The 25750-nt window shown below is 45.5% G+C and carries 25 protein-coding genes and 1 pseudogene; 24 read left to right on the top strand and 2 right to left on the bottom strand.

Translation table 11 applies throughout. The features are described 5' to 3' along the window. Positions 1–8: 8 nt before the first annotated feature. On the top strand, positions 9–440 hold the full coding sequence (locus tag C805_RS27615; protein WP_242832707.1) for a hypothetical protein: 432 nt from the start codon (positions 9–11) through the stop codon (positions 438–440). A gap of 352 nt (positions 441–792) precedes the next feature. Continuing rightward, positions 793–1419 carry a hypothetical protein gene (locus C805_RS25480; protein ID WP_016216139.1) on the top strand — a complete coding sequence of 209 codons (627 nt, stop codon included), beginning with the start codon at positions 793–795 and terminating at the stop codon, positions 1417–1419. A gap of 237 nt (positions 1420–1656) precedes the next feature. Here C805_RS25480 and C805_RS21540 read toward each other — a convergent pair whose 3' ends face one another. Next, positions 1657–2835, bottom strand: a complete 1179-nt coding sequence (locus C805_RS21540) for an IS110 family RNA-guided transposase (RefSeq protein WP_016216138.1) — start codon at positions 2833–2835, stop codon at positions 1657–1659. A gap of 278 nt (positions 2836–3113) precedes the next feature. On the opposite strand from C805_RS21540, the gene C805_RS21535 reads away from it, so the two are divergent. The 8 genes from C805_RS21535 (at position 3114) to C805_RS21500 (ending at position 11312) form a co-directional block, all read left to right on the top strand. Continuing rightward, positions 3114–3554 carry a MarR family winged helix-turn-helix transcriptional regulator gene (locus C805_RS21535; RefSeq protein WP_016216137.1) on the top strand — a complete coding sequence of 147 codons (441 nt, stop codon included), beginning with the start codon at positions 3114–3116 and terminating at the stop codon, positions 3552–3554. A gap of 111 nt (positions 3555–3665) precedes the next feature. Next, on the top strand, positions 3666–5000 hold the full coding sequence (locus C805_RS21530) for an MATE family efflux transporter (RefSeq protein ID WP_016216136.1): 1335 nt from the start codon (positions 3666–3668) through the stop codon (positions 4998–5000). A 137-nt stretch (positions 5001–5137) separates the two neighbouring features. Then, a complete protein-coding gene (locus tag C805_RS21525) occupies positions 5138–6370 on the top strand; it encodes a [Fe-Fe] hydrogenase large subunit C-terminal domain-containing protein (protein ID WP_016216135.1) in 1233 nt (410 codons plus the stop codon). 76 nt (positions 6371–6446) lie between these two features. Further along, positions 6447–7100, top strand: coding sequence for a fructose-6-phosphate aldolase (gene fsa / locus C805_RS21520; RefSeq protein ID WP_016216134.1), 654 nt, complete (start codon positions 6447–6449; stop codon positions 7098–7100). 117 nt (positions 7101–7217) lie between these two features. Further along, positions 7218–8057, top strand: coding sequence for a transketolase (locus C805_RS21515; protein WP_016216133.1), 840 nt, complete (start codon positions 7218–7220; stop codon positions 8055–8057). Further along, entirely contained in the window at positions 8045–8983 is a 939-nt protein-coding gene (locus tag C805_RS21510) for a transketolase family protein (RefSeq protein ID WP_016216132.1), read from the top strand. The genes C805_RS21515 and C805_RS21510 overlap by 13 nt, the downstream gene beginning before the upstream one ends. Before the next feature lie 84 nt (positions 8984–9067). Beyond that, positions 9068–10231 (top strand): phosphoribosyltransferase domain-containing protein, encoded by a 1164-nt coding sequence (locus C805_RS21505; protein ID WP_016216131.1) that lies wholly within the window; start codon positions 9068–9070, stop codon positions 10229–10231. A gap of 1 nt (position 10232) precedes the next feature. Beyond that, positions 10233–11312, top strand: a complete 1080-nt coding sequence (locus tag C805_RS21500; RefSeq protein WP_016216130.1) for a cysteine protease StiP family protein — start codon at positions 10233–10235, stop codon at positions 11310–11312. Between the two features lie 31 nt (positions 11313–11343). On the opposite strand, the gene C805_RS21495 is transcribed toward C805_RS21500, so the two are convergent. Continuing rightward, positions 11344–12303: an HpcH/HpaI aldolase/citrate lyase family protein gene (locus C805_RS21495; protein WP_016216129.1), complete on the bottom strand. Its 960-nt coding sequence runs from the start codon at positions 12301–12303 to the stop codon at positions 11344–11346. 169 nt (positions 12304–12472) lie between these two features. Here C805_RS21495 and C805_RS21490 point away from each other — a divergent pair, with 169 nt between their 5' ends. The 14 genes and pseudogenes from C805_RS21490 to C805_RS0106500 form a co-directional block, all read left to right on the top strand. Then, positions 12473–13981: a trypsin-like peptidase domain-containing protein gene (locus C805_RS21490; protein ID WP_016216128.1), complete on the top strand. Its 1509-nt coding sequence runs from the start codon at positions 12473–12475 to the stop codon at positions 13979–13981. 73 nt (positions 13982–14054) lie between these two features. Then, positions 14055–14660 carry a rhomboid family intramembrane serine protease gene (locus tag C805_RS21485; RefSeq protein WP_016216127.1) on the top strand — a complete coding sequence of 202 codons (606 nt, stop codon included), beginning with the start codon at positions 14055–14057 and terminating at the stop codon, positions 14658–14660. Positions 14661–14747: 87 nt separating this feature from the next. Next, on the top strand, positions 14748–17042 hold the full coding sequence (locus tag C805_RS21480; RefSeq protein WP_016216126.1) for a YceG family protein: 2295 nt from the start codon (positions 14748–14750) through the stop codon (positions 17040–17042). A 2-nt stretch (positions 17043–17044) separates the two neighbouring features. Beyond that, positions 17045–18184, top strand: coding sequence for a toxic anion resistance protein (locus C805_RS21475; RefSeq protein ID WP_016216125.1), 1140 nt, complete (start codon positions 17045–17047; stop codon positions 18182–18184). A 30-nt stretch (positions 18185–18214) separates the two neighbouring features. Then, entirely contained in the window at positions 18215–18796 is a 582-nt protein-coding gene (locus C805_RS21470) for a TerD family protein (protein WP_016216124.1), read from the top strand. 35 nt (positions 18797–18831) lie between these two features. Further along, the gene (locus C805_RS21465; RefSeq protein WP_016216123.1) at positions 18832–19422 is read left to right on the top strand and encodes a TerD family protein; all 591 of its coding nucleotides are present in this window, start codon (positions 18832–18834) and stop codon (positions 19420–19422) included. A gap of 93 nt (positions 19423–19515) precedes the next feature. Beyond that, positions 19516–22170 carry a calcium-translocating P-type ATPase, PMCA-type gene (locus tag C805_RS21460; RefSeq protein ID WP_016216122.1) on the top strand — a complete coding sequence of 885 codons (2655 nt, stop codon included), beginning with the start codon at positions 19516–19518 and terminating at the stop codon, positions 22168–22170. A gap of 1 nt (position 22171) precedes the next feature. Further along, positions 22172–22963, top strand: coding sequence for an HAD hydrolase family protein (locus tag C805_RS21455; protein ID WP_016216121.1), 792 nt, complete (start codon positions 22172–22174; stop codon positions 22961–22963). Positions 22964–23419: 456 nt separating this feature from the next. Then, positions 23420–23686: a type II toxin-antitoxin system prevent-host-death family antitoxin gene (locus tag C805_RS21450; protein ID WP_016214568.1), complete on the top strand. Its 267-nt coding sequence runs from the start codon at positions 23420–23422 to the stop codon at positions 23684–23686. Beyond that, positions 23676–23981, top strand: coding sequence for a type II toxin-antitoxin system RelE/ParE family toxin (locus C805_RS21445; RefSeq protein WP_016216120.1), 306 nt, complete (start codon positions 23676–23678; stop codon positions 23979–23981). Before C805_RS21450 ends, C805_RS21445 begins: the two co-directional genes overlap by 11 nt. Positions 23982–24257: 276 nt before the next feature. Then, positions 24258–24743 carry a GNAT family N-acetyltransferase gene (locus C805_RS21440; RefSeq protein ID WP_016216119.1) on the top strand — a complete coding sequence of 162 codons (486 nt, stop codon included), beginning with the start codon at positions 24258–24260 and terminating at the stop codon, positions 24741–24743. 44 nt (positions 24744–24787) lie between these two features. Then, entirely contained in the window at positions 24788–25258 is a 471-nt protein-coding gene (locus tag C805_RS21435) for a GNAT family N-acetyltransferase (RefSeq protein WP_016216118.1), read from the top strand. A gap of 23 nt (positions 25259–25281) precedes the next feature. After that, positions 25282–25458, top strand: coding sequence for a hypothetical protein (locus tag C805_RS26850; protein WP_016216117.1), 177 nt, complete (start codon positions 25282–25284; stop codon positions 25456–25458). Between the two features lie 15 nt (positions 25459–25473). Continuing rightward, positions 25474–25707: pseudogene (locus C805_RS0106500) on the top strand (KilA-N domain-containing protein); the annotation flags it as partial. Positions 25708–25750 lie beyond the last annotated feature (43 nt).

Below are 25750 nucleotides of genomic sequence, written 5' to 3'. Positions count from 1 at the left end.
TTGGAGATATGGTTAAGTTGTATGAATATTATACGGAGAGATACTCGGGGCGTTTAAAGAATAGTGAGTTGTTGTACTCTATCAGAGATTTAAGAAATGCAACTGCACATAGTAATTGTCTGATAAATAAACTGCAAAAAGGAATAAACAAGCCGTCTGTAAAAATTATAAAATTTGTTTCAAATATAGACGGAATAGGTGCGTCTATGAGAAAGAGCAAATTGAGTAATGAGTTTTTGTATGATTTTGTTTCGTTACTTTATGTTTACAACGAATTTATCAATGTAGATGTTGTAAAAGAGAAAAGATTTAAGCAAATACAAGAATTTATAGATGGTTGTGCAGTAAAAAATAAAGAGTATTTTGATAAAAATGAGTGCATAAAAACAGCATATACATTTGTTAAAAAAGTTATTGACTATATATATGAACCGTGTTAATATAAATACATGATAAAAAAATTAAATTTTTGTAGGGAATGGGTTTTTACTCGTTCCCAATTTTTTTTGTAAAAGCGGGTTATATAGCCAGGAGATATTTCCGGTAACGAACACGTAACTGATAAAATGTATTAGAATGGCTTAAAATCAATATTTAAGGTTCAGCAAGAGAAAACACGGACGAGTATTTTAAGCCTATAAAGCTACAGAGGGCAGCGATCTGCTACTTTCCCAGGGGTTTGTATTAACGGTATTTATTCTGGAATTTATCCAGGGATTATATTACAAAAATTATGAATGCCTGTAACTGTTAAACAGATAAAATTTCATGATACATCCGGAGGTACCCTGAATGCTGCACCTGATCATAACAACTCTCCTGGGCTTCGCCCTGAGCGGCCTGTGGTTCGCCAGTTTCCAGTTCCTGGGCAGATATATGGCGAAGAAAGACAAAAACAGTGAAATCAGCAGATGTCTGCTGCCGCTGTTTGCTGCCCTGGCGCCTGCAGTTCTGATCCTGTACTGGAAGGGCAGCTGGTCTTTACATATCCACAGCCTGAAAAACCTGGGCTGGTGGGGGATTACCCTGCTGACCACAGGGGTGGTCTGTATGCTTATTTCCTTCCGTCAGAAAAAACAGGCCTCCTGTACCCGGCGGGAACTTCTGTTTCGATGTGTGGAAGCCGGCATGATGGAAATTCCCATGCGGCTTATGATGCAGAACTTTGTGTGTCTGCTGTTAAATCTGTGGAAAGAAGATATTCTGTACGGAATTATCATAAATGGACTTATCTGGTGTTTTTCCGTTCTTGTCCAGGAAGCCATAACAAAACAATACGAAGGAATTATCATTGATCTGGCTGCGTCTTTTGTATTTTCACTGGGAATCGGATATGTATATCTGGAGTCGGAGTGTATTATTTTTGCTGTTACAGCACATATGCTGGAGCGCTTTATCGGAACAAAAATGAACCGGTAAAACAGCTGTATTTATATAACAGTTACTGACCGGATACTTTCAGTCTGATGGCAGAATTTTCTTGACATGAATCCGAAATCGGATTATACTAACAATTAGTCCGATTTCGGATTCAGGGAGACTAACTATATGAAGTCAAGAAAAAATTGATAAGATTTTATAGTTTTTCTTAACAGATAAAAAATTGCATGACAAATAAGGCAACGGAAGTTGCCTTCAAAAAGGATATTTTATTTGTTACATTTGTGGAACAAATGCAGTGTTGTTTTTTAACAGTGAATAGATTACTCGAATCAATTTTTTGCCTACATGGCTTTGAGCTACATTAAAGTGTTTTCCTTCGGATCGCTTTTTTGCCATATAAGCGGCAAAAGTGGAATCCCTCATAGAAACCAATCGTGCAGCTTGCATGACAGCCCAACGCAAATATGTGGATCCTCTCTTAACCATAGGTGTTTTAGACGCATTGTATTTCCCAGACTGGTAAGTAGAAGGTTCCATTCCTGCAAATGCCAGAAGTTTCGCTGGTGATGAGAAATTATTTATATCACCAATCTCAGCAAGTATGATGGCAGCAATTGTATATCCTATGCCAGGAATGGTCATAAGTGGCGTGTTAAGTTCATCTACGACAAGTTTGATTTGTTTATCCAAAGTATTTATTTCAACCTGAACGGATTGAATTAATCGAATTGTCTGTTGCAACTCAAAAGTTAAGGATCTGTTGGATGAGCCGATAGAGTTAGCTGCAAGCTCCCGTAGCTGAATTGCTTTTTCACGGCCATATTTTCCACGGGAAGCCTTAGAAATAACATTTGTTAAATGAGTCAGATGACATCTGCGTATTTCGTCCGGGCATGGCAATTCAAGTAATAACTGATAACTGGAAGATTGGTGGATAGACCATACAAGGGCAGGCAGTTCAGGGAAAATGATATCTATTAATCGAGTAACAGAAAGCTTAAGTTTGGAACGGTAACCAATCATACGATAACGATGCCTTGTTAGTGACTTTAGCTCTTGGATTTGGTATGATGAAGGTGAATAGGATTTTGATTCATCAGAAAAGAGCATAGTTGCAATGACTTTGGCGTCACACTTATCTGTTTTGGTTTTTCTAAGGGTTCCAGCCTTACGAAAAGCATTTGTTGCTAAAGGGTTCAGTACAGTAATATGAAAGCCTTTGGAATACAGATAGTTTGTAATGTTTGTGCTGTAATGACCTGTTGATTCAAGTCCTGTTTTTACGTTTGAAAAATCAGTTGACTCAAGCGCAGAGATGATTGAGGTGTAAAGTGTATCGAAACCTTCTTTTGTGTTTGAAATACGAAGGGAATCCGTAATGATAATACCATTAGAATCAATGATACAGCAGTCATGTTTGGATTTGGCTACATCAATGCCAACAAATAACATAAAGAATCACTCCTTTGTAATAAATTTACGCTGTGTTTCCGCAAACTCTATGTTGAAGGTATCCTTGCTATATATAAAACGTTATGCGTTATCTAACTAATTAACAACTAAACATAGAGCTGTGGTTAGAGCCTCCAAAGGAAACAGTCAGCTTATAGGGAAGCTGCCGTAGGTGATATTACTAATCCACAGCGTCTACAACTGATTATATAGAAAATAATCAAGAAAGGAAAATGTGTAGTGAATTTCCCTATGAGTTCATTATACAAGGTGAAAGCATGAAATTTAATCCAGGAGAACATCTGGAAGAATTTAACCGTCTGTACCGGGAAATGGACCGGATTTATCATGAGCTTGCGGTGAACGCAGGAATGTCTGACAGTGCTTTTTTTATTCTGTATGCCATTGTGGAGATGGGAAACGGATATCTGCAGAAGGACATTGCGGAGCGTTATTCTATCAGCAGGCAGACGGTGAATTCTTCCGTGCAGAATTTAAAAGCAAAAGGATATATTGAAATGGAACCGGGAAACGGACGGGACAGGCATGTTTATCTGACCCCCGCGGGGCAGCAGGTTGCGGAAAGAAATATATATCCGGTGATGAAAATGGAAAAAGCTGCTTTTCAGGAAATGTCTGAACAGGAAAGCAGAGAGCTGCTGAAACTTACCAGGAAGTACGTCCGTATTTTTCAGGATAAGACAGAACACATGCGATAAACGCAGCTGGGGTGTTTCGTGACGGAAAAGTATCTTTGGACAGTCTGCAGCTGTATTTTGACGGAGCGTAACGGAAGAATAACGGAATAATGACAGAATGGAGGAGACAGAATGAGAATACAGTTATCGGATCATTTTACTTATAAAAAATTACTGCGTTTTGTGATATCCCCTGTACTTATGATGATCTGCACGTCTCTGTACGGAATTGTGGATGGATTTTTTGTATCCAATTATGTGGGCAAAACGCCCTTTGCGGCAGTGAACCTGATTATGCCGGTCTGCATGGCATTTGGCACCACAGGCATTATGATTGGTACAGGAGGCAGTGCAGTGGTTTCCAAAACCCTGGGTGAAGGCAAATCCGGAGAGGCGAACCAGTATTTTTCCATGTTGGTGTACTTTGCAGCAGTTTTAAGCCTGGTGTTGTCAGTGGTGGGATTTGTCTTTGCGAGGCCCATTGCCGCTGGCCTGGGGGCAGAAGGGGAACTGCTGGAATATTCAGTGCTTTACAGCCGGATTCTGGCATTCGGGCTCACTGCCTTTGTGCTGCAGAATGTTTTTCAGAGTTTTTTTGTCACAGCGGAAAAGCTAGGACTGAGCCTGAAAATGTCTCTGCTGGCAGGAGGCACCAATATGGTACTGGATTACCTGTTTGTGGCGGTATTTCGCTGGGGGCTTGCGGGAGCGGCTGCGGCCACGGTGGCAGGACAGATTGCAGGAGGTATCATTCCTCTGGTTTATTTTGCACGGAAGAATGACAGTCTGCTGGGGCTGACCAGAACCGGAATCCACTGGCAGGTGCTGTGGAAAACCTTTGGAAACGGTGCTTCAGAGATGGTTACCAATCTTTCCACTTCCATTGTAAATATTCTGTATAATTTTCAGCTTATGAAGCTGGCGGGAGAAAATGGCGTGGCCGCATATGGAATTATCATGTATGTGAATTTTGTTTTTATGGCCATTTATTTTGGTTATGCAATTGGCAGCAGTCCGGTAGCAGGCTATCACTATGGAGCGGGCAACAAAAAAGAACTGAAAAGTCTGTTTCGGAAAAGCCTGGTGCTGATGGGCACAACCGGACTGGTGCTGACTGTACTGGCAGAGCTGCTCGCCGGTCCGCTGGTGGCGGTATTTGCCAGCTATGATAAGGAGCTGTCTGACATGACCTGTCATGGGTTCCGTCTGTATGCACTGGCATTTTCCATGATGGGAATCAATGTATGGGGTTCGGCATTTTTTACAGCATTGGGAAAGGGAGGCGTGTCAGCGGCAATTTCATTTCTCAGGACCTTTGTGTTTCAGATTGCAATGGTGCAGCTTCTTCCCATGTTTTTGAGCATGGATGGAATCTGGCTGGCCATTGTGGCTGCGGAACTGCTGGCCCTTATGGTTACCACAGGCTTTTTTATCTCATGGGAAAGGACTTGTCACACGAATGCATGAAAGAACCTGTCACGCTGACGGGTGAAAGGGATGGTTTATTTGCTCCGGTAAAAAGAACCCCTGTCTTTGGGGAAAACCCGTGTTTTTTCTTCTGTTTCTGTTAATACTAATGAAAAAAACAGAAATGAGGAAAAACCATGAAAACATTTCATCAGCTATATCTGGATATCTTAAAACAGGAAGCAGGAAAGGGGCGTGTACTGGAGGAAGAGTACGATCCGTATCACATGGATTGTCTCCTTCATCCGGAGAAACACGCCCCTGTGATATTTGCAGAGGAATGTGAACAGTGCGCCTATGAGAAAGCCTGTGAGAGAAGCTGTATTTTTGATGCGTTTGAACAGGATGAAAATGGAAAAGTCCATATTAACCGGGAAAAGTGTGTGGGCTGCGGCGCATGTGTGGAGGCCTGCAGGCTGGAAAAACTGGCGGCAAATAAAGATGTGGTCCCGGTACTTCGGGCGGTCAGAGGAAAGCAGCAGGAAGTGTATGCCCTGGTGGCTCCGGCTTTTCTGGGCCAGTTCGGGCCGGACGTCACCACCGGAAAGCTGCGGGCGGCATTTAAGGCCATGGGATTTCAGGGGCTGATTGAGGTAGCTGTGTTTGCGGATATTTTAACGCTGAAAGAGGCGTTGGAATTTGATGCGAATATCCGGGAAGAACAGGACTTCCAGCTTACAAGCTGCTGCTGTCCTGTGTGGATTGCCATGCTGCGTCAGGTGTATCAGGAGCTGATGCCCCATGTGCCGGGAGCAGTATCTCCCATGATTGCTGCGGGAAGGGTGGTGAAAAAACTTCATCCTGACAGTGTAACCGTATTTATCGGCCCATGTATGGCCAAGAAAAAAGAAGCCAGAGAAGAGGATATTGCAGATGCGGTGGATTATGTGCTGACCTTCCAGGAGGTACAGGACATGTTTGAGGCAGCGGACATTCATCCGGAACAGTTAGGAGAAGACGACAAAGAACATTCCTCCAAAGCAGGACGGATTTACGCCATGACAGGGGGAGTCAGTGAGGCTGTAAAATTAACGGTGAAGCAGCTGCGGCCGGAGCGCAGCATTGAGGTGCGGGCAGAACAGGCAGACGGAGTGCCGGCCTGCCGGGAAATGATAGAACGATTGAAAAAAGGAGAGACAAAGGCCAACTTTTTTGAAGGAATGGGATGCCGGGGCGGCTGTGTGGGAGGCCCGAAAATCATCATAGACAAAGAAGAAGGAAGAAAAAATGTGGAGCGCTACGGGGAAGCGGCAGAGTACCGGACGCCTCTGGAAAATCCTTTCGTGGGGGAACTCCTGGAACGTCTGGGATTTCACACCGTGGAAGAATTTCTGGAAAAAAGCGATATTCTTGTAAGGAAATTCAGTTAGACCTTGTGGGAAATGAAAATTTCCTGTAGAATGAGAGAGGAAGTGTTTTGTCCGGAATACAGAAGGAGGAAAGGTAATGAAATTATTTATTGACACAGCCAATGTGGAAGACATTCGCAAAGCAAATGATATGGGGGTAATCTGCGGAGTGACCACCAACCCCTCTCTGATTGCAAAAGAGGGCAGAGATTTTAATGAAGTAATCAGAGAGATCGCAGCCATTGTGGACGGACCCATCAGCGGGGAAGTAAAGGCAACCACCACGGATGCGGAGGGCATGATAAAAGAGGGACGTGAGATTGCGGCAATTCATCCCAATATGATTGTAAAAATTCCCATGACTGTGGAAGGTCTGAAAGCTGTTAAGGTACTCTCAGAAGAAGGCATTAAAACCAATGTGACACTGATTTTTACAGCAAATCAGGCATTGCTGGCGGCCAGGGCAGGAGCCACCTATGTATCGCCTTTCCTGGGACGGCTGGACGATATCAGTCAGCCCGGCATTCAGCTGATAGAAGATATTGTTACCATTTTTGATAATTACGGACTGGAAACGGAAATCATTGCGGCCAGCATCCGCAATACCATCCATGTCCATGACTGTGCGCTGGCCGGTGCAGATATCGCAACCATTCCCTGGAGCGTTATTGAGCAGATGACGAGACATCCGCTGACAGACCAGGGGATAGAAAAATTTCAGAAAGATTACAAAGCAGTATTCGGGGAGTAAAAGGGGTGAATGAGGGGAACCAGACAGCAGTATCTGTTTCCGTTACAGGGAGTTTTCCGGTTCCTGGAGCAGAGAGAAACAGTCAGCACATTCTTTTATACAACAAGGAGAAATTATATGGAAAATTTAGAACTTCAGAAAGCAGCCAATGAAGTCCGTAAAGGAATTATTACTTCCGTACATGCGGCGAAAGCCGGCCATCCCGGCGGCTCCCTTTCCGCTGCAGAGGTGTTTACTTATCTGTATTTTGAAGAAATGAATATCGACCCTCAGAACCCGAAAAAGCCGGACCGGGACCGGTTTGTACTTTCGAAAGGCCATACGGCTCCGGGACTGTATGCAGCTCTTGCAAACAGAGGCTATTTTCCGGTGGAAGATTTAAAAACACTGCGTCATATCGGTTCTCATCTGCAGGGACATCCCTGTCTGCAGCACACACCGGGGATTGATATGTCCAGCGGTTCTCTGGGACAGGGAATTTCCGCGGCAGTGGGCATGGCAGTATCGGCTAAAATAAGCGGCGACAGTTACCGGGTGTACACGCTGGTGGGCGACGGAGAACTGCAGGAAGGCCAGGTGTGGGAAGCGGCCATGTTTGCAGGACACCGGAAACTGGACAATCTTGTGGTGATTGTGGACAACAACGGACTGCAGATTGACGGTAAAATTGAAGACGTATGTTCGCCCTATCCCATTGATGAGAAATTCAGAGCTTTTCAGTTTCATGTGATAAACGTGGCAGACGGAAATGATTTTGATTCTCTGCGGGCAGCTTTTCAGGAAGCGCGTACGGTGAAAGGACAGCCTGTGGCCATTGTACTTAAGACATTAAAGGGAAAAGGCGTTTCCTATATGGAAAATCAGGCGGGATGGCATGGTAAGGCCCCCAATGACGAAGAATATGAGATTGCCATGAAAGAACTGGAGAAAGCAGGTGAAGCATTATGCCGGAAGTAAAGAAAATTGCAACCAGAGAAAGTTACGGAAAAGCGCTGGTGGAACTGGGAAAAGAACATGAAAATCTGGTGGTGCTGGATGCAGACCTTGCTGCCGCCACCAAAACAGGGCTGTTTCAGAAAGAATTTCCGGAGCGCCATCTGGACTGCGGAATTGCAGAATGTAATATGACAGGTATTGCGGCAGGCATTGCCGCAACGGGAAAAGTACCTTTTGTAAGTTCCTTTGCCATGTTTGCAGCAGGCAGAGCTTTTGAGCAGGTGCGTAATTCCATCGGTTATCCCCATCTGAATGTGAAAATAGGAGCCACCCATGCGGGCATTTCAGTGGGAGAGGACGGAGCCACCCATCAGTGTAATGAAGATATTGCTTTAATGCGGACGATTCCAGGCATGACCATTATCAATCCCGCCGATGACGTGGAAGCCAGAGCGGCGGTAAGGGCAGCTTATGAAATGGACGGCCCTGTGTATCTGCGGTTTGGACGTCTGGCAGTGCCTGTGATTAATGACGAAGCAGATTATAAATTTGAAGTTGGCAAAGGCGTACTGCTGCGGGAAGGAACGGACGTGACCATTGTGGCTACGGGACTGTGCGTGGCAGCTTCTCTGGAAGCGGCAGAAAAACTCGCATCCGAAGGCATCCATGCGGAAGTGATCAATATCCATACCATTAAGCCTCTGGACGAAGAACTGATTCTCCGGTCCGCAGGCAAAACAGGAAAGGTGGTTACCGTAGAAGAACATTCGGTTATCGGCGGTCTTGGCAGCGCAGTCTGCGACTGTTTATGTGAAAAAGCCCCTGCACCGGTATGTAAAATCGGTATCAACGATGTGTTCGGCGAGTCTGGACCGGCAATAAAACTGCTGGAAAAATACGGGCTGGACGGCCAGGGAATTTACGAAAAAGTAAAAAAATTTGTCTGATTGAAAGATTCAGAATCAGGACTGTCATGAGCCCGTGGGCTGACAGGCAGATCGGGGCGGCGGCCCAGGAGAAATGGAGGAACCATGTACACAGCAGAAATTGTTTCTGTGGCAAAACGGGATAACAATAAAAAGCGGAATTATCTGGTGCTGAACCGCTATCAGGGAAAGCACATTCCCGCATCTCCGGAAAAAGCGCTGGACATGTTCTCGGCTCTGGCAGAGCTGGTGCGCCGGCGGTATCCCGGAGAGCGTCTGCTGGTGGTGGGATTTGCAGAGACAGCTACAGCCATTGGAGAAACCCTGGCGGCAGAGCTGAATACCTATGCCATACATACCACCAGAGAACAGATTCCGGATGGAGAATATCTGTATTTTACCGAGTCCCACAGCCATGCCACAGAGCAGAAGCTGGTGAAAAACGGGCTGGAGGAAATTCTGGAACAGACAGACCGGGTGGTATTTGCCGAGGATGAGGTGACCACCGGGAATACCATCAGAAAAATTATCCTGCTGATGCGGGAGACTTACGGAGAACATCTCAGGTTTTCTGCGGCCTCCCTGTTAAACGGCATGGATGAGGATTCTCTGAAAGTTTATCAGGAAGATGGAACAGACCTGATTTATCTTGTGAAAATGGATTACAGCAGCTATCCGAAACAGGCAGAATCCTTTAGAGGCGATGGTACTTATTATGACTGCCGCTTCAGAGCAGAAGCTGCCGGTTCTGATTCTGGCTGTATTCCGCCAGCTTCCCCTGGGCTTTCAGGAGACAGCCATTTTGGGAATCTCTGCAGTATTGCAGAGATTCCCGGCGCTGTCAACACCAGAAAACTACATCATGGAAAAACTTACCAGGCAGCGTGTGAACAGATGTGTCAGCAGATTTTCCGGGAAATTTCTGTGGAAGCGGAAGAAAATATACTTGTGCTTGGCACCGAGGAATTTATGTATCCCGGTCTGTATCTTGGCCGGAAACTGACAGAGCGGGGAAATCGGGTGCGGTTTCATGCCACTACCCGCAGTCCCATTGAAGTGAGCCGGGCTTTGGAATATCCCCTCCATGAAAGGTATCAGCTGGCCAGTCTGTACGATGCTGACCGGGTGACTTATCTCTATAATCTGGCGTCCTGCCACAGGGTACTGGTGCTCACGGACGCGGCGGTGACAGAAGAAGGGCTGGCTTCCCTGCTGTATGCACTGAAGTGTGCCGGCAACGATAATATTCAGGTAATCAGGTGGTGCTGAAATGAGAAGTTCCTACAGAGAAGACGATGTGATCTTTCTGCTGAAAGATATTACGGGAATGGTGAAGCCTCAGCCTGCCCGGGAGCGGGAAAAGGCAATTCAGGCGGGACGCCATTACTGCGAAATGCTGCCGTTAGAATACGTTCCCACCCAGGCCTATATGGAGGCCTATCAGGAAGGGCTTGAGCAGTTTGCCGGACTTACCGCTCAGGCAGTGGGCATTCTGGCAGATAAAATCATGGAAAAAAAGGGCAGCCAGGCGGTGCTGGTTTCTCTGGCGCGGGCAGGAACTCCTGTTGGGATCCTGCTGAAACGTTATATCCGCAGAAAATATGGGGCTGAGGTAAAACATTATTCCATTTCCATTATCCGGGGCAGAGGAATCGACGCCAACGCCATGAAATTTCTTCTGGAAAAATATGAGGCAGAAAGTCTTCTGTTTGTGGACGGATGGATAGGAAAAGGGGCCATACTGGGGGAACTTAAGAAGGAGCTGGCCGCATACCCTGGCGTTTCCGATGAGATTGCCGTTCTGGCAGATCCGGCCGGTGTGACAGAACTCTGCGGTACTCACGAAGATATTCTGATTCCCAGTTCCTGTCTGAACTGTACTGTTTCCGGACTGGTAAGCAGGACGTTTCTTCGGGACGATATTATCGGCCAGGAGGATTTTCATGGAGCAGTTTACTATGAAGAAATGGAACAGGAAGACCTGTCATATGATTTTATTGGATCCATAGAACAGGAATTTGATTTTTGTCTGCCGGCAGAAGAAAGCCGGAGCCATTCTGTTTCTGATGTAAAAAGCAGGACAGAAAGCGCAGGACTGCGGGAAGTCAGGGCCATTGGCCGTAAATTTGGAATTTCAGATCTGAATCTGATCAAGCCGGGAATCGGAGAAACCACCAGAGTGCTTCTCAGGCGGATCCCATGGAAAATATTAATCAGCAGCCAGTGCAGGAAAGACCGTTCCCTGAACCACATTGTAAGGCTTGCGGAAGAAAAACAGGTGCCGGTGGAATATTATCCCCTGGTGCGCTATAAATCCTGCGGAATCATAAAGAAGCTGGCAGATACCTGATATTTCAGATATTCTGCCGGGGCTGCCTGGTTCATTTCAGGCCATAGGCTTCTGCCAGTGCAAGGGTCCGCAGGGCCCAGTTGCAGTGGGTTTTATATTCATTCATACGTTCTTTTACAATACTGCCCGATACCAGGGAAGGGGAATCAGCATCCCAGTCCAGAATGGATCTGGCGTCATTGTAGTCTTTGAGAGGTACTCTGTAGGCCTCGTTTACCAGTGGAATCTGCCGGGGATGAATCACAGTTTTGCCGATAAATCCGCATAACTGATCGTCATTCAGTTCCTGTTTCAGTCCGCTGTCCCAGTTTTTTCCGCTGTAATATTCCCAGACGGGACCGGAAATGACATAGTCCATACCGAATACTGTGACAATATCAGAAAAAATACTGCCGATGGGCCGGATTTTGTGAATGGATTCCGTACTGTGCCTGCGAAACCCGAACTGATGGCACAGGTCGTTGCCGCCTACCCGGATATTCAGCACATACCGGGAAACAGAATCCAGCTTTTCCTTTAATTCATACAGAATTCTGTATCTGTTCCGTAAATCAATGATGGAAGGGCTCTCCAGAATGGGCATCATGTAAAAGGTCTGATTCGCATTTTCGTTGATATCGCAGATTGTCCGGATATAAACATCTGCATTTTCCGGGGAAAATTTCGGAATATTAAATCCTGCGATAAGTTTCCCGGAATCTCCCAGACGGTGCAGCAGGCTTTTAATCTGGGTATGGTTTCGGACTCTGATAAAGAGTTTGGGCATGAAAAAAGGCTGGCGGGACCGGATGCGGTCCAGGGATTTTACAGAAGCAATCAGTGTCTCCTCTGCTTCAGCCACCCGGTCGTCCCGTATGGCATCCTCCAGGCACAGGGCCAGGGAAAACTGTCTGCCGAATTTTTCATGGGTCAGTGAACTGACAATGGTTTCGTTGCTGGCGGGGCAGTAGAGCAGCGGGCCAACACGGTATGCGTTTACAGAATGATTCATATGAAATTCCTCCTCAGAAGAGGATTATACCACAGATACCGGGAAATTTACAGAGCATGAAAGGACGGATATTTTCCCGGCCCTTGAATTTGAGCCAGGGGAGTGTTATCCTTTAGACAGTGGAAAATTCATAAGATTCAGGTAAGATAATGATAAAAGGTGGCCCAAAATGCATACAGAGAAATTTAAAACCAGAAGAAATGTGATAAAGCTGTCTTCTCCGGAAGAGTTCCGGAATGCGAAGGGAAGCTGCAGCCAAAACTGCAGAGAGGTTTACTTTTTACGGATTGAGGGTCTGAATGGACAGGTGCTTCAGGAAATCCTTTCCATGGACCGGATTCTGACAGAAGATATGTATTCAGGAAACGGGTATTATCACAGATGGAGCAGTCTGCCCAGACTGGCAGACACAGAAGATGCAAACTACTATGGAGGCTGTTATGAGGAGTGGAACAGGAACGGAAGGCAGAGAATTCCATTAAAATTTGCGGAACATCAGCAGGAACTTTCTCATATTCTGAGCTGTGCATGTGAAGAAGCCCTGGATGTACTGCGGAAATGCAAACCCGGACTGAGCGTTTCCATGGAAAAAAATTTTGTTGTGAAGCTCCTGTACTGGCTGGACCATACCGTAGCTGCAGCCCTGGAGAACTGGAAGCAGCAGGACACCAGGAAGGTGGTATTTGAAAATATCTGCAGACAGCAGGAATATCTGTTTTGCTTTCTGCTGACACTGCTGGGATTTGATGTGCTGCTTATTCAGAGTAATCAGGATATTGACCGGGAACTGGAAGATCTTGGCCTGTCTGTCCTGTGCAGAACAGAACACAGAGAGGAGATTTCCCTTCCGGAATACATGGACCGGTCCCGCCGGATCAGTCCGGGGCAGGGGACAGCTTCTGCATGTCAGCCAGAAGGAAAGGCCAGTCCGGGGCCGGCCCGTGTAAAGGTGAACACCAGAGTGCCGGAGCGGGACAGAAGAACCAGAGAAATGATGGACGCCGGACAGAAGAAGACAGCGGCAGGCGCCGGACGGGGGCAGAGTGTTTCATTGCAGCCTTCCGGCAGTTTGCAGGGAAATCATACAGGAAATGCACAGCGAAGAGAGCTGTCTTACGAAGAACTGGCCACGCTGGCTTCTTCTGTGGTGCAGATTATGATACATGATGACAGGGGGGACGTGATTGGCGGGGGTTCCGGTATTATGATTGGCCGGGATGGGTATATTCTTACCAATAACCATGTGGCCTGCCGGGGCAGATACTATTCCGTGCGCATTGAAGAGGATGAGAAAGTATATCAGACGGACGAGATGATTAAATATAATTCCGTACTGGATCTGGCGGTTCTCAGGATACAGCGGAAACTGCAGCCCATTCCCCTTTACGGAGGAGAGAAAAAACTGGCCAGAGGCCAGAAAGTGGTGGCCATCGGAAGCCCGCTGGGACTGTTTAATTCCGTATCAGACGGGATTATTTCAGGATTTCGGGTAATCGAAGGAGTGGATATGATTCAGTTTACCGCCCCCATTTCCCACGGAAGTTCCGGAGGGGCAGTGCTTAACATGTATGGTGAGGTGATTGGAATCAGTACCGCAGGCTACGATGACGGCCAGAATATCAATCTGGCAGTGGGATATGAATACATACGGGCCTTTGTACAGGGATTTATAAGGTAATTTTGTGAAATTCTTGAAAAAAACCCGGAAAAACGCTATAATGATAATCATACCTGAAAAGGAGATGAAATCTGTGTCAGAACATAAAAAACTGAAACTGTCTTTTAATTCTCCGGTTATTCTCAGCTTTACCATAATCTGTTTTCTGGCAATGCTTCTGAATATTGTCACCGGAGGAGTTACCAATCACATATTCTTCAGCGTATACCGTTCCTCCCTGCTGAGTCCCCTGACCTGGCTGAGGTTTTTTGGTCATGTACTGGGCCATGCAGGATGGGAACATTTTTTTGGAAATATTACGCTGATTCTGGTGGTGGGACCGCTGCTGGAGGAAAAATACGGTTCCGCCAACCTGCTGTTTGTTATACTGGCCACGGGGCTTGCTACCGGGGTGGTTCACTTTATTTTCTTTCCCGGTGTGGGACTTCTGGGCGCCAGCGGCGTGGTGTTTGCCCTGATTCTTTTGTCTTCCTTCACCTGCGTGGAAGAAGGGGCCATTCCCATTACCTTTGTGCTGGTGGCGGTAATCTATATGGGCCAGCAGGTGTATCAGGGGATTTTCATAAAGGATAATGTATCGAATCTGACCCATATCCTGGGCGGTGTGGTGGGAGCAGCACTGGGATATGTTATGAATAAAAATAAAATGACAAATTACAGTAAAAGCAGAAAACGCTGATTTTTGCTGTAAGGACGGTTCCGGGCCGGGCAGATGTCAGGCAGAGCAGATAAGATAAGGATAAGCGGAAAGCGATTGTGAAAGTATATGTTTGAGCGAAAAGAACTTCAGGATTTACAGGATTATTTTCTGAATCTGGACAGCAGGGGAGCACAGGGAGTATTTTTCTGCCGTATCAACGGATACAGCAGTGAAATACAGGCGTTTATTCAGAAATATTACGAGGCGGCAAGAACTGCAGGTGTGGTGATTGAGGGGAGAATTCCGAATCCGGATGAGCGGAATCTGGATTACTATGAGGAAATCATGGGAATGGAATTTCAGATGAGCACGGGGTTTATTTCCGCAAGCCTGAAGAAGTGGCTTCCCAGAATGAGAGACTATCAGAGGAGCCAGATGGCCCTGTCCATCTATGATACACTGGAGGACATGCGCAGGGAAGGCAAAAATGAAAATATGCTGAAAAATGCATATATCAAATTTATGTGCTGGCTTTACTATAAGTTTGAGCGTATTGTCAACCGGCTGGGAGAAAATAACCTTCCCAAAATACTCTATGAGGGAGAAGTCAGCAATTATGAATTAAAACTCCTGACCATACTGTCCGGTGCCGGCTGCGATATTGTGCTTCTCCAGTACAAAGGTGATGAAAAATATTTAAAACTGGATATGGCATCCAGATTTTCCCATGCATATCAGGGAGACCATCTGGTTCCCTTTCCGGAGGATTTTTCTCTCCGTCAGCTTCGGCAGCAGATGGAACAGGAGAGGAACATTCAGCGGCTTTACGGGCCGCCTCCGGGAATTTTGCCCTGTACCAATGCCTGGATTGAGGGACAGGTACTGGAGAATATCCGCAGGAGTCCCGGAAGCCGGGGGAAGGATGAAAAACTGTTTTATAACTGTTTCTGCCGGATAATCGGAGTGGAAGATAAACTGACGTATCTGAATGAGTGGTATCAGTTCGGACAGGAAGTAAAAAAGAAAGGCAGAAACCTTCTGATTCTGGAACATGGGATTTTGGCGCCTTCTCCGGAGGAAGTCAGCAGAATACGCAGGAAAACCTATAAGGATGAGGAACAGATGCTGCTGGATTTGTCAGTGAGCAATATAAAGTCCGGTGCAGAGCCGGAACTTCAGAAACTGATGCACCGTGCATTTCTGGATGTGATGCTGGAAAAATCCCCTCAGCCGGAGGGCGGCAGCAGTCAGGCAGACAGAAATCTGAACAGGCTCACCGGGCAGGCCGTGTATCTCCTGTGCTGGCTGCAGAGGTATCAGTCTCAGTTATTTTCCCACTGGCACATGCCGGAGATTGGCTGCGTGATTTATCTGGGGGGATGCAAAACGGAACAGGAAGCCATGTTTCTGCGGTTTCTGGCAAAACTGCCCACAGATGTACTGATTTTAAATCCTGATTTAAGTACCAGGTGCTGTCTGGAGGATTCCTGGCTCTGTGAAGTCCATTTTACCCAGTCCCTGACTGTGGACAGATTTCCCCAGGACAGCTCCCAGGTTCAGATGGGGACTGCCGCCTATCATGCGGAGCGGGAACTGGATGCCATTATGTATCAGGATTCCGGAATTTACCGGAATCAGCAGTACGGAAAAGCCAGTGCGGTAACGCTGCAGACCATGTATGAGGAAATCGGGCTTTTGTGGGACCAGGAGCTGAAATACCGGCCTAATTTTGGCGTCACAGAAGGCGTGGTCAGCCTTCCGGTTATTTTTGCCAAAGTGTCCGGGGTGAAAAACGGGGTTTCCGAATACTGGAGCGGTATCCGAAAGCTGGTGACAGAGAGCACCATTGTGGTGAAGAAAGCGCCTTATATCAGCTCCACAGAGGCAAATCCCATGAAATCTTATGCCACAGAGTTTTTTAAAAACGGGAAGCTGCAGAGAAATAAAATAAAAAACCATCCCAGATATCCTTATGGGTTTCTGCGGGAGGAGATGCAGGAGCATATTCTGGACAAGCTGCAGCTTCTGATTGAACAGAAGGTTATAAAGGGGACGTTTGAGAATGGAATGGAGTATACCATTATTTCCACGGTTCTCAATCTGAACAAAGAGATACTGCGGCTGATACAGAAATTTGATTTTACCAGGAAAAACCCGAAATTTATATATATCAATACAACGGAGGAAATGATTTCCCTGGAGGATTCCATTCTGGTGTCCTTTCTGAACCTTGTGGGATTTGATGTGATATTTTTTATTCCCACAGGCTATCAGTGTATCGAAAAGTATTTTAACAGGAAACTCATGGAAGAACACCAGACAGGCGAGTATATGTATGATTTGCAGATACCGGATTTTGGAAGGCTTCCATCTAACCCGCGTCAGTCCTGGCGCGACAGATTATTTAAGAGAGGTAGTTGAATATGGGACTTGATTTTAGCAAAACCGCAGTGCAGCAGCCCGTAACCGTACCGGACACCAAAAATGAAATCGAAGTGGTGGAACAGTATGACATTGCGGCGGACCGGCAGCAGATGAATGATACGCTGACCAATTCTGCGGAGGTGGATGCCCTTGTCAGCACCATTGAGGTGCACAATCTGGAAACTATTGTGTCTTTCGGCTCGGAAGCGGCAGAGGAGATTTCCAAGGCTTCTGATGTGGTATTGAACAGTATGAACATGTCGCAGCTTGATGATTCCAGCGAGATGCTGAATACTCTGGCAAAAGTGATGGCCAAATTCGATATTGATGAGCTGAAGGAAAATCCGGGGCTCTTTGGAAAAATGTTCGGTAATCTGAGAAAACAGCTGGATAAAATTCTGGCCAAGTATCATACTATGGGGGATGAAGTAGATAAGATCTATGTGCAGCTGAAGCAGTATGAATCAGAAATCAGACAGTCCAACCGGAAACTGGAGCAGATGTTTGAAGCTAACGTAAATTATTATCATGAACTGGTAAAATATATTCTGGCAGGTGAACAGGGCTGCCGGGAACTGGAGGAATACATTGCAAAGCTGCAGGCTGATTTTGAGGCCACCGGAGATAATTCCATTCAGTTCGAGCTTCAGAGTATGCAGCAGGCTCTGATGATGTTAGAGCAGAGAACCCAGGACCTGAGAACTGCGGAAAGTGTGGCCATGCAGTCCGTTCCCATGATCAGGACCATGGAATTCAGCAATATGAACCTGGTGAGAAAAATTAATTCAGCATTTATTATTACCCTTCCGGTGTTTAAACAGGCGCTGGCACAGGCAATTATGCTGAAAAGACAGAGAATTCAGGCGGAAGCCATGTCTGCGCTGGATGAAAAGACCAACGAGATGCTGGTGAAAAATGCCAGAAATACGGTGGAGCAGTCTAAGATGACCGCACAGCTTGCCTCTGGCAGCTCCATCAAAATTGAAACACTGGAAACAACCTGGAAGACCATCGTAAACGGTATTGACGAGACAAGACAGATTCAGGAAAATGCCAGAAAACAGCGGCAGCAGGATCAGATGAGGCTTGAAGGTATCAAAACAGAGTTTAACAGGATGTATCATATGCCGGAAAAATAAAACTGACCATAGTAAAGGAGGATTTGTACTATGCCAATTAATTTAACCAAAGGACAGAAAGTTGATTTAACCAAAGGGAATCCCGGTTTAAAGAGCATTATGGTGGGACTGGGCTGGGATGTGAATGCATTTGATTCCGGTGCGGATTTTGATCTGGACACAGCAGCGTTTCTGTTAGGGCCCAACGGAAAATGTCCCAGTGAAAAAGAATTTATTTTCTACAGCAATCTGGAGCATTCCAGCGGCTCCGTAAAGCATATGGGAGATAACCTGACCGGAGAGGGTGAGGGAGATGACGAACAGATTCTGATTGATCTGTCTCAGGTGCCCATGGGAGTTGACAAAATCGCATTTACCGTAACCATTTATGATTCTGAAACCAGACGTCAGAACTTCGGACAGGTATCCAATGCTTTTATCCGGATTGTGGACGACGCCACCGGACAGGAGCTGATCCGCTACGATCTGGGAGAGGATTTCTCCATTGAGACGGCAGTGGTGGTAGGAGAGCTGTACCGCCATGGCGGAGAGTGGAAATTCAATGCCATCGGAAGCGGATTCCAGGGCGGACTTGCCGCGCTGTGCGGCCATTTTGGCATTGAAGTTGCATAATACCTGGTCAGGTATACAGACAAGGAGGAAAACAGATGTCGATTAGTTTACAGAAAGGTCAGAAAGTCAGCCTGTCAAAAGACAACGCGGGACTTTCCAGGATACTGATAGGATTGGGCTGGGATGAGGTGCAGCGCAAAAAGAAAGGGCTGTTTGCCCCAAAACCCCAGGAAATAGACTGTGATGCCTCCGCACTGCTTTTGAGCAGCGGCCGACTGGCGGGAAAAGAGGATGTGGTATTTTTCGGCAACCTTCAGCACAAATCCGGTGCAGTGCTCCATATGGGAGATAACCTGACCGGAGCCGGAGACGGGGACGACGAACAGATTGTGGTGGATCTGTCCCGTGTGCCTCAGCAGTACGACAGAATTGTGATTGTGGTCAACATTTATCAGGCAGTACAGAGAAAACAGCATTTCGGCATGATTCAGAATGCGTTCTGCCGTCTGGTGGACGAAAGGAATAACAGAGAGATGTGCCAGTACAATCTGACTGAAGATTACTCCGGAATGACCGCCATGATTTTCGGGGAAGTTTACCGTCATAACGGAGAGTGGAAATTCAATGCCATCGGGCAGGGAACCACGGATACGGGAATCGGTGAACTGGCCGGCCGGTACACATAAACACCACAGGGACAATACAGTCATGGAGTCCGCAGAAAAAGCGGGTCCATGACTGTTTCTATGGAATATTAAAAAAGAAAATGGAGATACAGAATGAAGTTTAAAGGACTTACAGATAAGGAAGTGGAACTTTCCAGAGGGCAGTATGGCTCCAATGAGATTCCGGATTCAGAACCAACCACTTTCTGGGAGGAATTCAAAGAAACCTTTGGAGATCCCATGATTAAAATACTGCTGGCCATTGCAGCCCTTATGATTGCAATGTTTTTCTTTGGATATGCAGAGATTTATGAGCCTCTGGGCACCATTGTGGCAGTATTGATTGTGGCTGTAGTGTCAGCCAAAACAGGGGTAGCCAGCGATACCAAATACCGGGAGTTAAAGGACAGCACCAAAAAAGACCAGTGCAAAGTGCACCGGAATGACATGATTACAGTGATTGACGTGGACGACGTGGTGGTTGGCGACAAGGTACTGCTCCAGTCCGGAGACAAGATTCCTGCAGACGGGATTCTGATTTCGGGAAGCCTCAGCGTGGATAACTCCGCTCTGAACGGTGAAGCGGAGGAATGCAAAAAGAAGGAAACTTCTGCAGAGACTGTTCTGGCAGAGGATATTACAGGAGATACCTTTGTGGACTCTTATTCTCTGTTCCGTGGCGCTGTGGTTTTCGACGGAGAAGGCGTACTGGATGTGCGTAAAGTGGGTCTGAAAACCATGATGGGCAAAATGGCCGAGGAAATGCAGGAAAACGAGCCGGATTCTCCTCTGAAAGTAAAGCTGGCCAAACTGGCAAAGCAGATTTCCACTTTCGGCTATATCGGCGCCATTGTGATAGCAGTACTGTACTTTGCATACTTTATAGTTTCCGCAGGAGGCATTTCCGCATATTTTGCATCCGGAATTGAAGTAATTATCAAAGATATCGTCAATGCTGTTTCCCTTGCAGTGGTAATCATTGTCTGTGCAGTGCCGGAAGGACTGCCCCTGATGATATCCCTGGTGCTCATGCAGAATACCAGTAAAATGCTGGATCACAACGTGCTGGTGAGAAAAGCGGAAGGTATTGAGACGGCAGGTTCTCTGAACATTCTGTTCAGTGATAAAACAGGAACCATCACAAAAGGTATGCTGGAGGTAGTGGACTTTTTTACTGCTGACGGTACGTCCATTCCCATTTCAGAGCTTGAAAGCCATCAGAATGTGAAGGAACTGCTGAATCTGGCCATCGGGAAAAATACCCAGTCCATGTTTGACGGAGAGCATCGCGTTATCGGCGGCAATGCCACAGACCAGGCGCTGATGAAGTTTATCGGGGAAGAGACATTCCGGACACTGGAAGCGGACAAAGAGCGTTCCGTATCCAGATCCCAGGGCTTTAACTCCACCAATAAATTCAGTCAGGCCAGAATTGACAGTGTGGGGAAAACCTTCTATAAGGGAGCGCCGGAACGTCTTTTAGCCTTTGCAGGAAAATATCTGGACGGGAATGGAACGCTCCGGGACATGGATAAGGCTGCCCTGGATAAGAAAATCGACGAACTGGCTTCCAAAGCCATGCGTGTGCTGGCATTCGGTTATTCCGAAAAAGAACTGGTGGAAAATAAAATCAACGAAGATATTGTAATTATCGGACTGGTGGGTATCCGGGACGATGTGAGGCCGGAGGCAAGAGAGGCCATTGAGGAAGTACAGAAAGCCGGAATTCAGGTGGTTATGATTACCGGAGACCGTCTGGAAACTGCGGTTGCCATTGCCAGGGATGCCGGACTGCTGCGGGCAGATTCGGACAAAGCCCTTTCTTCCGCACAGTTAAATGAAATGTCTGATGAAGAAGTGAAAAAGATTATCCCTCATATCCGGGTGATTGCCAGGGCGCTGCCTACAGATAAGTCCAGAATGGTGCGTCTCTGTCAGGAAATGAACCTGGTGGTAGGCATGACCGGAGACGGCGTCAACGACTCTCCTGCTCTGAAACGGGCGGATGTGGGATTTGCCATGGGAAGCGGAACGGAAGCAGCAAAAGAGGCCGGAAAGATTGTAATCCTGGACGATAACTTTAAATCCATCAAAGACGCCATCTGGTATGGCAGAACCATTTACCATAATATCCTGAAATTCTGTAAGTTCCAGCTTGTAATCAATGTGGCGGCAGTGGTGGTCAGCGCTATCGCACCTTTCTTCGGGGTGGAGGAGCCTCTGAAGGTAACCCATCTGCTGTTTGTAAACCTGGTAATGGACGGACTGGGGGCCATTATGCTTGGAAATGAGCCGGCTCTGAAAGAATATATGAGCGAGAAGCCCAGAAGAAGAGACGAGAGTATTGTCAGCAAAAAGATGATGGCTCAGATTGTCACAATGGGCGTCTGGCTTGTAATTCTCAGCTTTGTGTATCTGAAGCTGCCATTTTTCCGGAATCTGTTTGAAACGGAAGAACAGCATCTGACAGGTTACTTTGTGCTGTTTATTGTCAGCGCTCTGTTTAACGGATTTAACGTAAGAGATGAGAAATTTGCCATTTTCCAGGGACTGAATGAAAATACCGGATTCCTGAAAGTATTTTTCATCATTATTCTGGTACAGGCGGTCATTGTCAATGCGGCCCTGATTCCTTTTGAAGCCTTTACCTGGATTGGAAATATGTTCAGCTGTGTGCCCTTTGGAATTTCCGGCTGGATTGCGGTGATTCTCCTGGCAGTCACCATGATTCCTGTGGATCTGGTGCGAAAAGCAGTAGTGGAGCGATAAAGTGACGGAATTATTTCATACGAAGCCAGGTGAACCGATGACAGTGTTTCATGCAGATCTGGATAATACGCTGATTTATTCTTATAAACGCGGAATGGATGTTCCGGGAAAATGGGTGGAACAGTATCAGGGCAGGGACATTTCCTTTATGACGGAAATGTCCTGGCGCCTGCTTAAGCAGGTGCGCAGCCGGGTGCTGTTTGTGCCCACAACCACCAGAACGGTGGAACAGTATCAGAGAATTACATTTGGAACGTCTCCGCCGGAATATGCACTGGTATGCAACGGAGGCGTTCTTCTGATAAACGGGGAAAGGGACGAAGACTGGTATCAGGAGTCCAGGGCGCTGATGGCAGACTGCCGGGAAGAACTGTATCTGGCAGAACAGCTTCTGAAAAGAGATGAACAGGTAACCTTTGAAGTGCGAAATATTGAAGAGCTTTTCGTATTTACCAAAAGCGCCGGGCCAAAAGAAACCATGGCAGAACTTAAGACACGGCTGGATGAAAGACTGGTGGAGATAAGCTCTCATGGAGAGAAAATTTACATACTTCCCAGGAAACTCAGCAAAGGGGAAGGGGTAAAACGTTTCCGGGACCGGGTACATTCCCCCCTGGTGATAGCGGCGGGAGACAGCAGGTTTGATATTTCCATGCTGGAGGAAGCAGACATTGCTCTGGCGGAGAACAGCCTGAGGACGGAACATATCCGCCATGACAGTATTTTTTATCCGGAAAAGGGCAGATGGTTTTCTGAGTTTGTGCTGGAGTATGTGAAAGATTTCACAGAATGAAAATGATGAGTTGTTTTCCGATGTATCACTGGATGATGAAACAGGTACACGCTTTCTTACGAATGTTTGGTAGGAAAAGGTTTATTGTTACTGTTAGTGCTGTGGCAGCGGACAAAGCAATCATAGAACTGTGGGCAAAGAAAAATCCAGAATGAATGTCTGTTGCCCTCAGTGTAGTATATATGAGGGATTTAGGGGGTTTCACGGAAGAAGAAACAATTTAGGATGATGAAAAGAGTTATCTGATATACTTTTTGATATATCGGTTGGCTCTTTTTTGATGGAATAGATAGTTTGTAATAACTATTTATAGTGTCCTTGAGTTGTATTTTGAAATGAAACAAAAGATGAGAGAGATGTTTTGTGTCAGGTGTAAATTAAAATTTGTGAAAATACTTTACGAAAGGTAATAATAGAGATATAATTATATCAAAAAAATGATACGAGGTGATATGGATGATTATAAAAGCATCAGCATCATTAAGAAATGATTATACAACGATTTCTAATATGGCAAAAGAAACAAAAGAGCCAATATATATCACTAAAAATGGTGAGGGTGATCTGGTTCTCATGAGTATAGAGGCTTTTGAAAGGCGGGAACAGATTTTACAGCTTCGTGCGAAGGTGCTTCAGGCAGAACAGGAGCGGCTGGATGGAGCCGAGACAGTCAGCGTTTCAGAGGCCAGAAAGCGGTTAAGGGAGAGGGCAGATGGCATATAAGGTGGAAATCCTTCCTGTTGCGTGGGAGGATTTAAAACGTATCGAGGATTGGTATCTGGTACAGTTTGATGTGGAAACGGCTTTGAAAGTAAGTGACCATATATTGAATGTGGTAGAACGTTTGGAGGAGTTTCCGGATTCAGGTTCTTTAACACCAGATGAATGGCTGAATCAGCAGGGATACAGAATGGTTATATGTGAAAAGCATGTTGCCATTTATAAGCAGATTGGTACAGTAGTTTATATTTACCATATCGCGGATACCCGGACAGATTATACGAAGTTGTTTTATTAGTTTTGCAAATGCATTTCTAAATTATAGTTGTTAAAATATTAAAGTGATTGATGGACAGATTTGTTACGAAAATACTTAAATATTGCTATAGATAAGTCGGAGCAATTATCGAGAATGAGTTAATCTATTCATAAGTGATATATGGCACTTCTGCGGTATGTGGGAGTGCCGCTCAATTAAGCAAAGGCAGTTCGGAGAATCGAAAAATCTTATAATTTCGTGTATACTTAGAAAAAGAAATTAGACTGAGAAAGCGGAGTTTGTGAGGAAAAACATATGATTAGAATAAGACCATATAAAGAGTTGGATGCAGATATGATATTATCGTGGTGTCAGGATGAAAAAGCATTTTATCAATGGACAGCAGGTATACTCGGTAATTACCCTATAACACAAAAAGAATTTTGTTTTGTTGAATCTCTAATGCCGTTTACTGCATTTGATGAAACAGGAATTGTTGGCTTTTTTACACTAAGGAACCTTGATGAATCATTGGATGAATTACGCTTTGGATTTGTAATTGTAAATCCTCACAAGAGAGGAAAAGGCTGTGGAAAAGCTATGCTTCAGCTAGGTCTAAAATTTGCATTTGAAATATATGGAGCAAAAAAAGTATCATTGGGTGTTTTTGAGAATAATCTTCCAGCTTATTACTGTTATAAAGCAGTTGGTTTTAGCGGTGTAGTTCTTGATACAACAGAAAAATATTGTATTCTTGGTGAAGAATGGAAGTGCAAAGAATTGATTATGGAAAATAGATAGATTCCCGTTTGTTGAATTGGGCAGATGTGAGGTTTTATATAGACATGGATTATAAAATTCGAGAAATTAAAAAAAATGAATATCCAATATTATCTGTTTTTTTATATGAAGCAATTTTTATTCCAGAGGGCATGGATAAGCCACCAAAATCTATTATAGAACAGCCGGAGCTACAAGTATATATTGCAGATTTTGGTAAACCAGATGATTGGTGTTTAGTTGTGGAAACAAAAGCGAAGATTGCAGGTGCAGTATGGGTGCGTATTATGAATGATTACGGGCATATTGATGATAAAACGCCCTCATTTGCCATATCACTGTATGAGGAATACAGGAATTTGGGCATTGGTACAGCACTTATGGGAGCTATGCTGCAATTTTTGAGAGAAAAAGGATATAAGCAGGCATCTCTTTCTGTGCAGAAGGTAAATTATGCGGTTCATATGTATCGGAAAGCAGGTTTTGAGGTCATTGACGAAAACGAAGAAGAATACATCATGGTTTGTCGGTTGTAATGTGATGGGGAGGGAATGTGTAAGTGGCTGGTAATTTAGATGAAAAAGCAATAAAGGAAGTTTTAAAAAAGATTATTGAGAATAATAACAATATTCCGTATAAGGCTAAAGAGGAAATGAAAGCGATAATAGAATTGGAACATAATCCAGAGAAATTGCTGCAAGAGTGTCTGCTGTATATGCTGTCATATAAGGGATAATCTGTGCTAAAGGAAGTGGTTGCGAACTGGATGCGTAATCATTCCACAATCTCATTTTGGGGTTTGTGGGAACAGATTCATAATCCCAATTTTAAACCTATCGAATTCGATAGGTTTAAAGCGGAGTCGGGAGATAATGCATTTACATTGACACCGCAACAGTGGATAAAAGCAACTGACGCAATCGGTATTATATCAAAATCTGGACGATACGGCGGTACATATGCCCATACAGATATAGCTTTTGAGAAGCTATGACAACAGACATTACAGATAAGGAGATAATTGGAAG

It is taken from the genome of Eubacterium sp. 14-2 (genome assembly GCF_000403845.2).
Taxonomy (GTDB): domain Bacteria; phylum Bacillota; class Clostridia; order Lachnospirales; family Lachnospiraceae; genus Petralouisia.
This window is presented reverse-complemented; position numbering and strand designations above follow the sequence as displayed.

What these genes read in the sequence shown, in the direction of transcription:
- C805_RS27615 (WP_242832707.1), top strand. Translation starts at nt 9, where the DNA reads ATGGTTAAGTTGTATGAATATTATACGGAGAGATACTCGGGGCGTTTA.
- C805_RS25480 (WP_016216139.1), top strand. Translation starts at nt 793, where the DNA reads ATGCTGCACCTGATCATAACAACTCTCCTGGGCTTCGCCCTGAGCGGC.
- C805_RS21540 (WP_016216138.1), bottom strand. Translation starts at nt 2,835, where the DNA reads ATGTTATTTGTTGGCATTGATGTAGCCAAATCCAAACATGACTGCTGT.
- C805_RS21535 (WP_016216137.1), top strand. Translation starts at nt 3,114, where the DNA reads ATGAAATTTAATCCAGGAGAACATCTGGAAGAATTTAACCGTCTGTAC.
- C805_RS21530 (WP_016216136.1), top strand. Translation starts at nt 3,666, where the DNA reads ATGAGAATACAGTTATCGGATCATTTTACTTATAAAAAATTACTGCGT.
- C805_RS21525 (WP_016216135.1), top strand. Translation starts at nt 5,138, where the DNA reads ATGAAAACATTTCATCAGCTATATCTGGATATCTTAAAACAGGAAGCA.
- fsa (WP_016216134.1), top strand. Translation starts at nt 6,447, where the DNA reads ATGAAATTATTTATTGACACAGCCAATGTGGAAGACATTCGCAAAGCA.
- C805_RS21515 (WP_016216133.1), top strand. Translation starts at nt 7,218, where the DNA reads ATGGAAAATTTAGAACTTCAGAAAGCAGCCAATGAAGTCCGTAAAGGA.
- C805_RS21510 (WP_016216132.1), top strand. Translation starts at nt 8,045, where the DNA reads ATGCCGGAAGTAAAGAAAATTGCAACCAGAGAAAGTTACGGAAAAGCG.
- C805_RS21505 (WP_016216131.1), top strand. Translation starts at nt 9,068, where the DNA reads ATGTACACAGCAGAAATTGTTTCTGTGGCAAAACGGGATAACAATAAA.
- C805_RS21500 (WP_016216130.1), top strand. Translation starts at nt 10,233, where the DNA reads ATGAGAAGTTCCTACAGAGAAGACGATGTGATCTTTCTGCTGAAAGAT.
- C805_RS21495 (WP_016216129.1), bottom strand. Translation starts at nt 12,303, where the DNA reads ATGAATCATTCTGTAAACGCATACCGTGTTGGCCCGCTGCTCTACTGC.
- C805_RS21490 (WP_016216128.1), top strand. Translation starts at nt 12,473, where the DNA reads ATGCATACAGAGAAATTTAAAACCAGAAGAAATGTGATAAAGCTGTCT.
- C805_RS21480 (WP_016216126.1), top strand. Translation starts at nt 14,748, where the DNA reads ATGTTTGAGCGAAAAGAACTTCAGGATTTACAGGATTATTTTCTGAAT.
- C805_RS21475 (WP_016216125.1), top strand. Translation starts at nt 17,045, where the DNA reads ATGGGACTTGATTTTAGCAAAACCGCAGTGCAGCAGCCCGTAACCGTA.
- C805_RS21470 (WP_016216124.1), top strand. Translation starts at nt 18,215, where the DNA reads ATGCCAATTAATTTAACCAAAGGACAGAAAGTTGATTTAACCAAAGGG.
- C805_RS21465 (WP_016216123.1), top strand. Translation starts at nt 18,832, where the DNA reads ATGTCGATTAGTTTACAGAAAGGTCAGAAAGTCAGCCTGTCAAAAGAC.
- C805_RS21460 (WP_016216122.1), top strand. Translation starts at nt 19,516, where the DNA reads ATGAAGTTTAAAGGACTTACAGATAAGGAAGTGGAACTTTCCAGAGGG.
- C805_RS21450 (WP_016214568.1), top strand. Translation starts at nt 23,420, where the DNA reads ATGATTATAAAAGCATCAGCATCATTAAGAAATGATTATACAACGATT.
- C805_RS21445 (WP_016216120.1), top strand. Translation starts at nt 23,676, where the DNA reads ATGGCATATAAGGTGGAAATCCTTCCTGTTGCGTGGGAGGATTTAAAA.
- C805_RS21440 (WP_016216119.1), top strand. Translation starts at nt 24,258, where the DNA reads ATGATTAGAATAAGACCATATAAAGAGTTGGATGCAGATATGATATTA.
- C805_RS21435 (WP_016216118.1), top strand. Translation starts at nt 24,788, where the DNA reads ATGGATTATAAAATTCGAGAAATTAAAAAAAATGAATATCCAATATTA.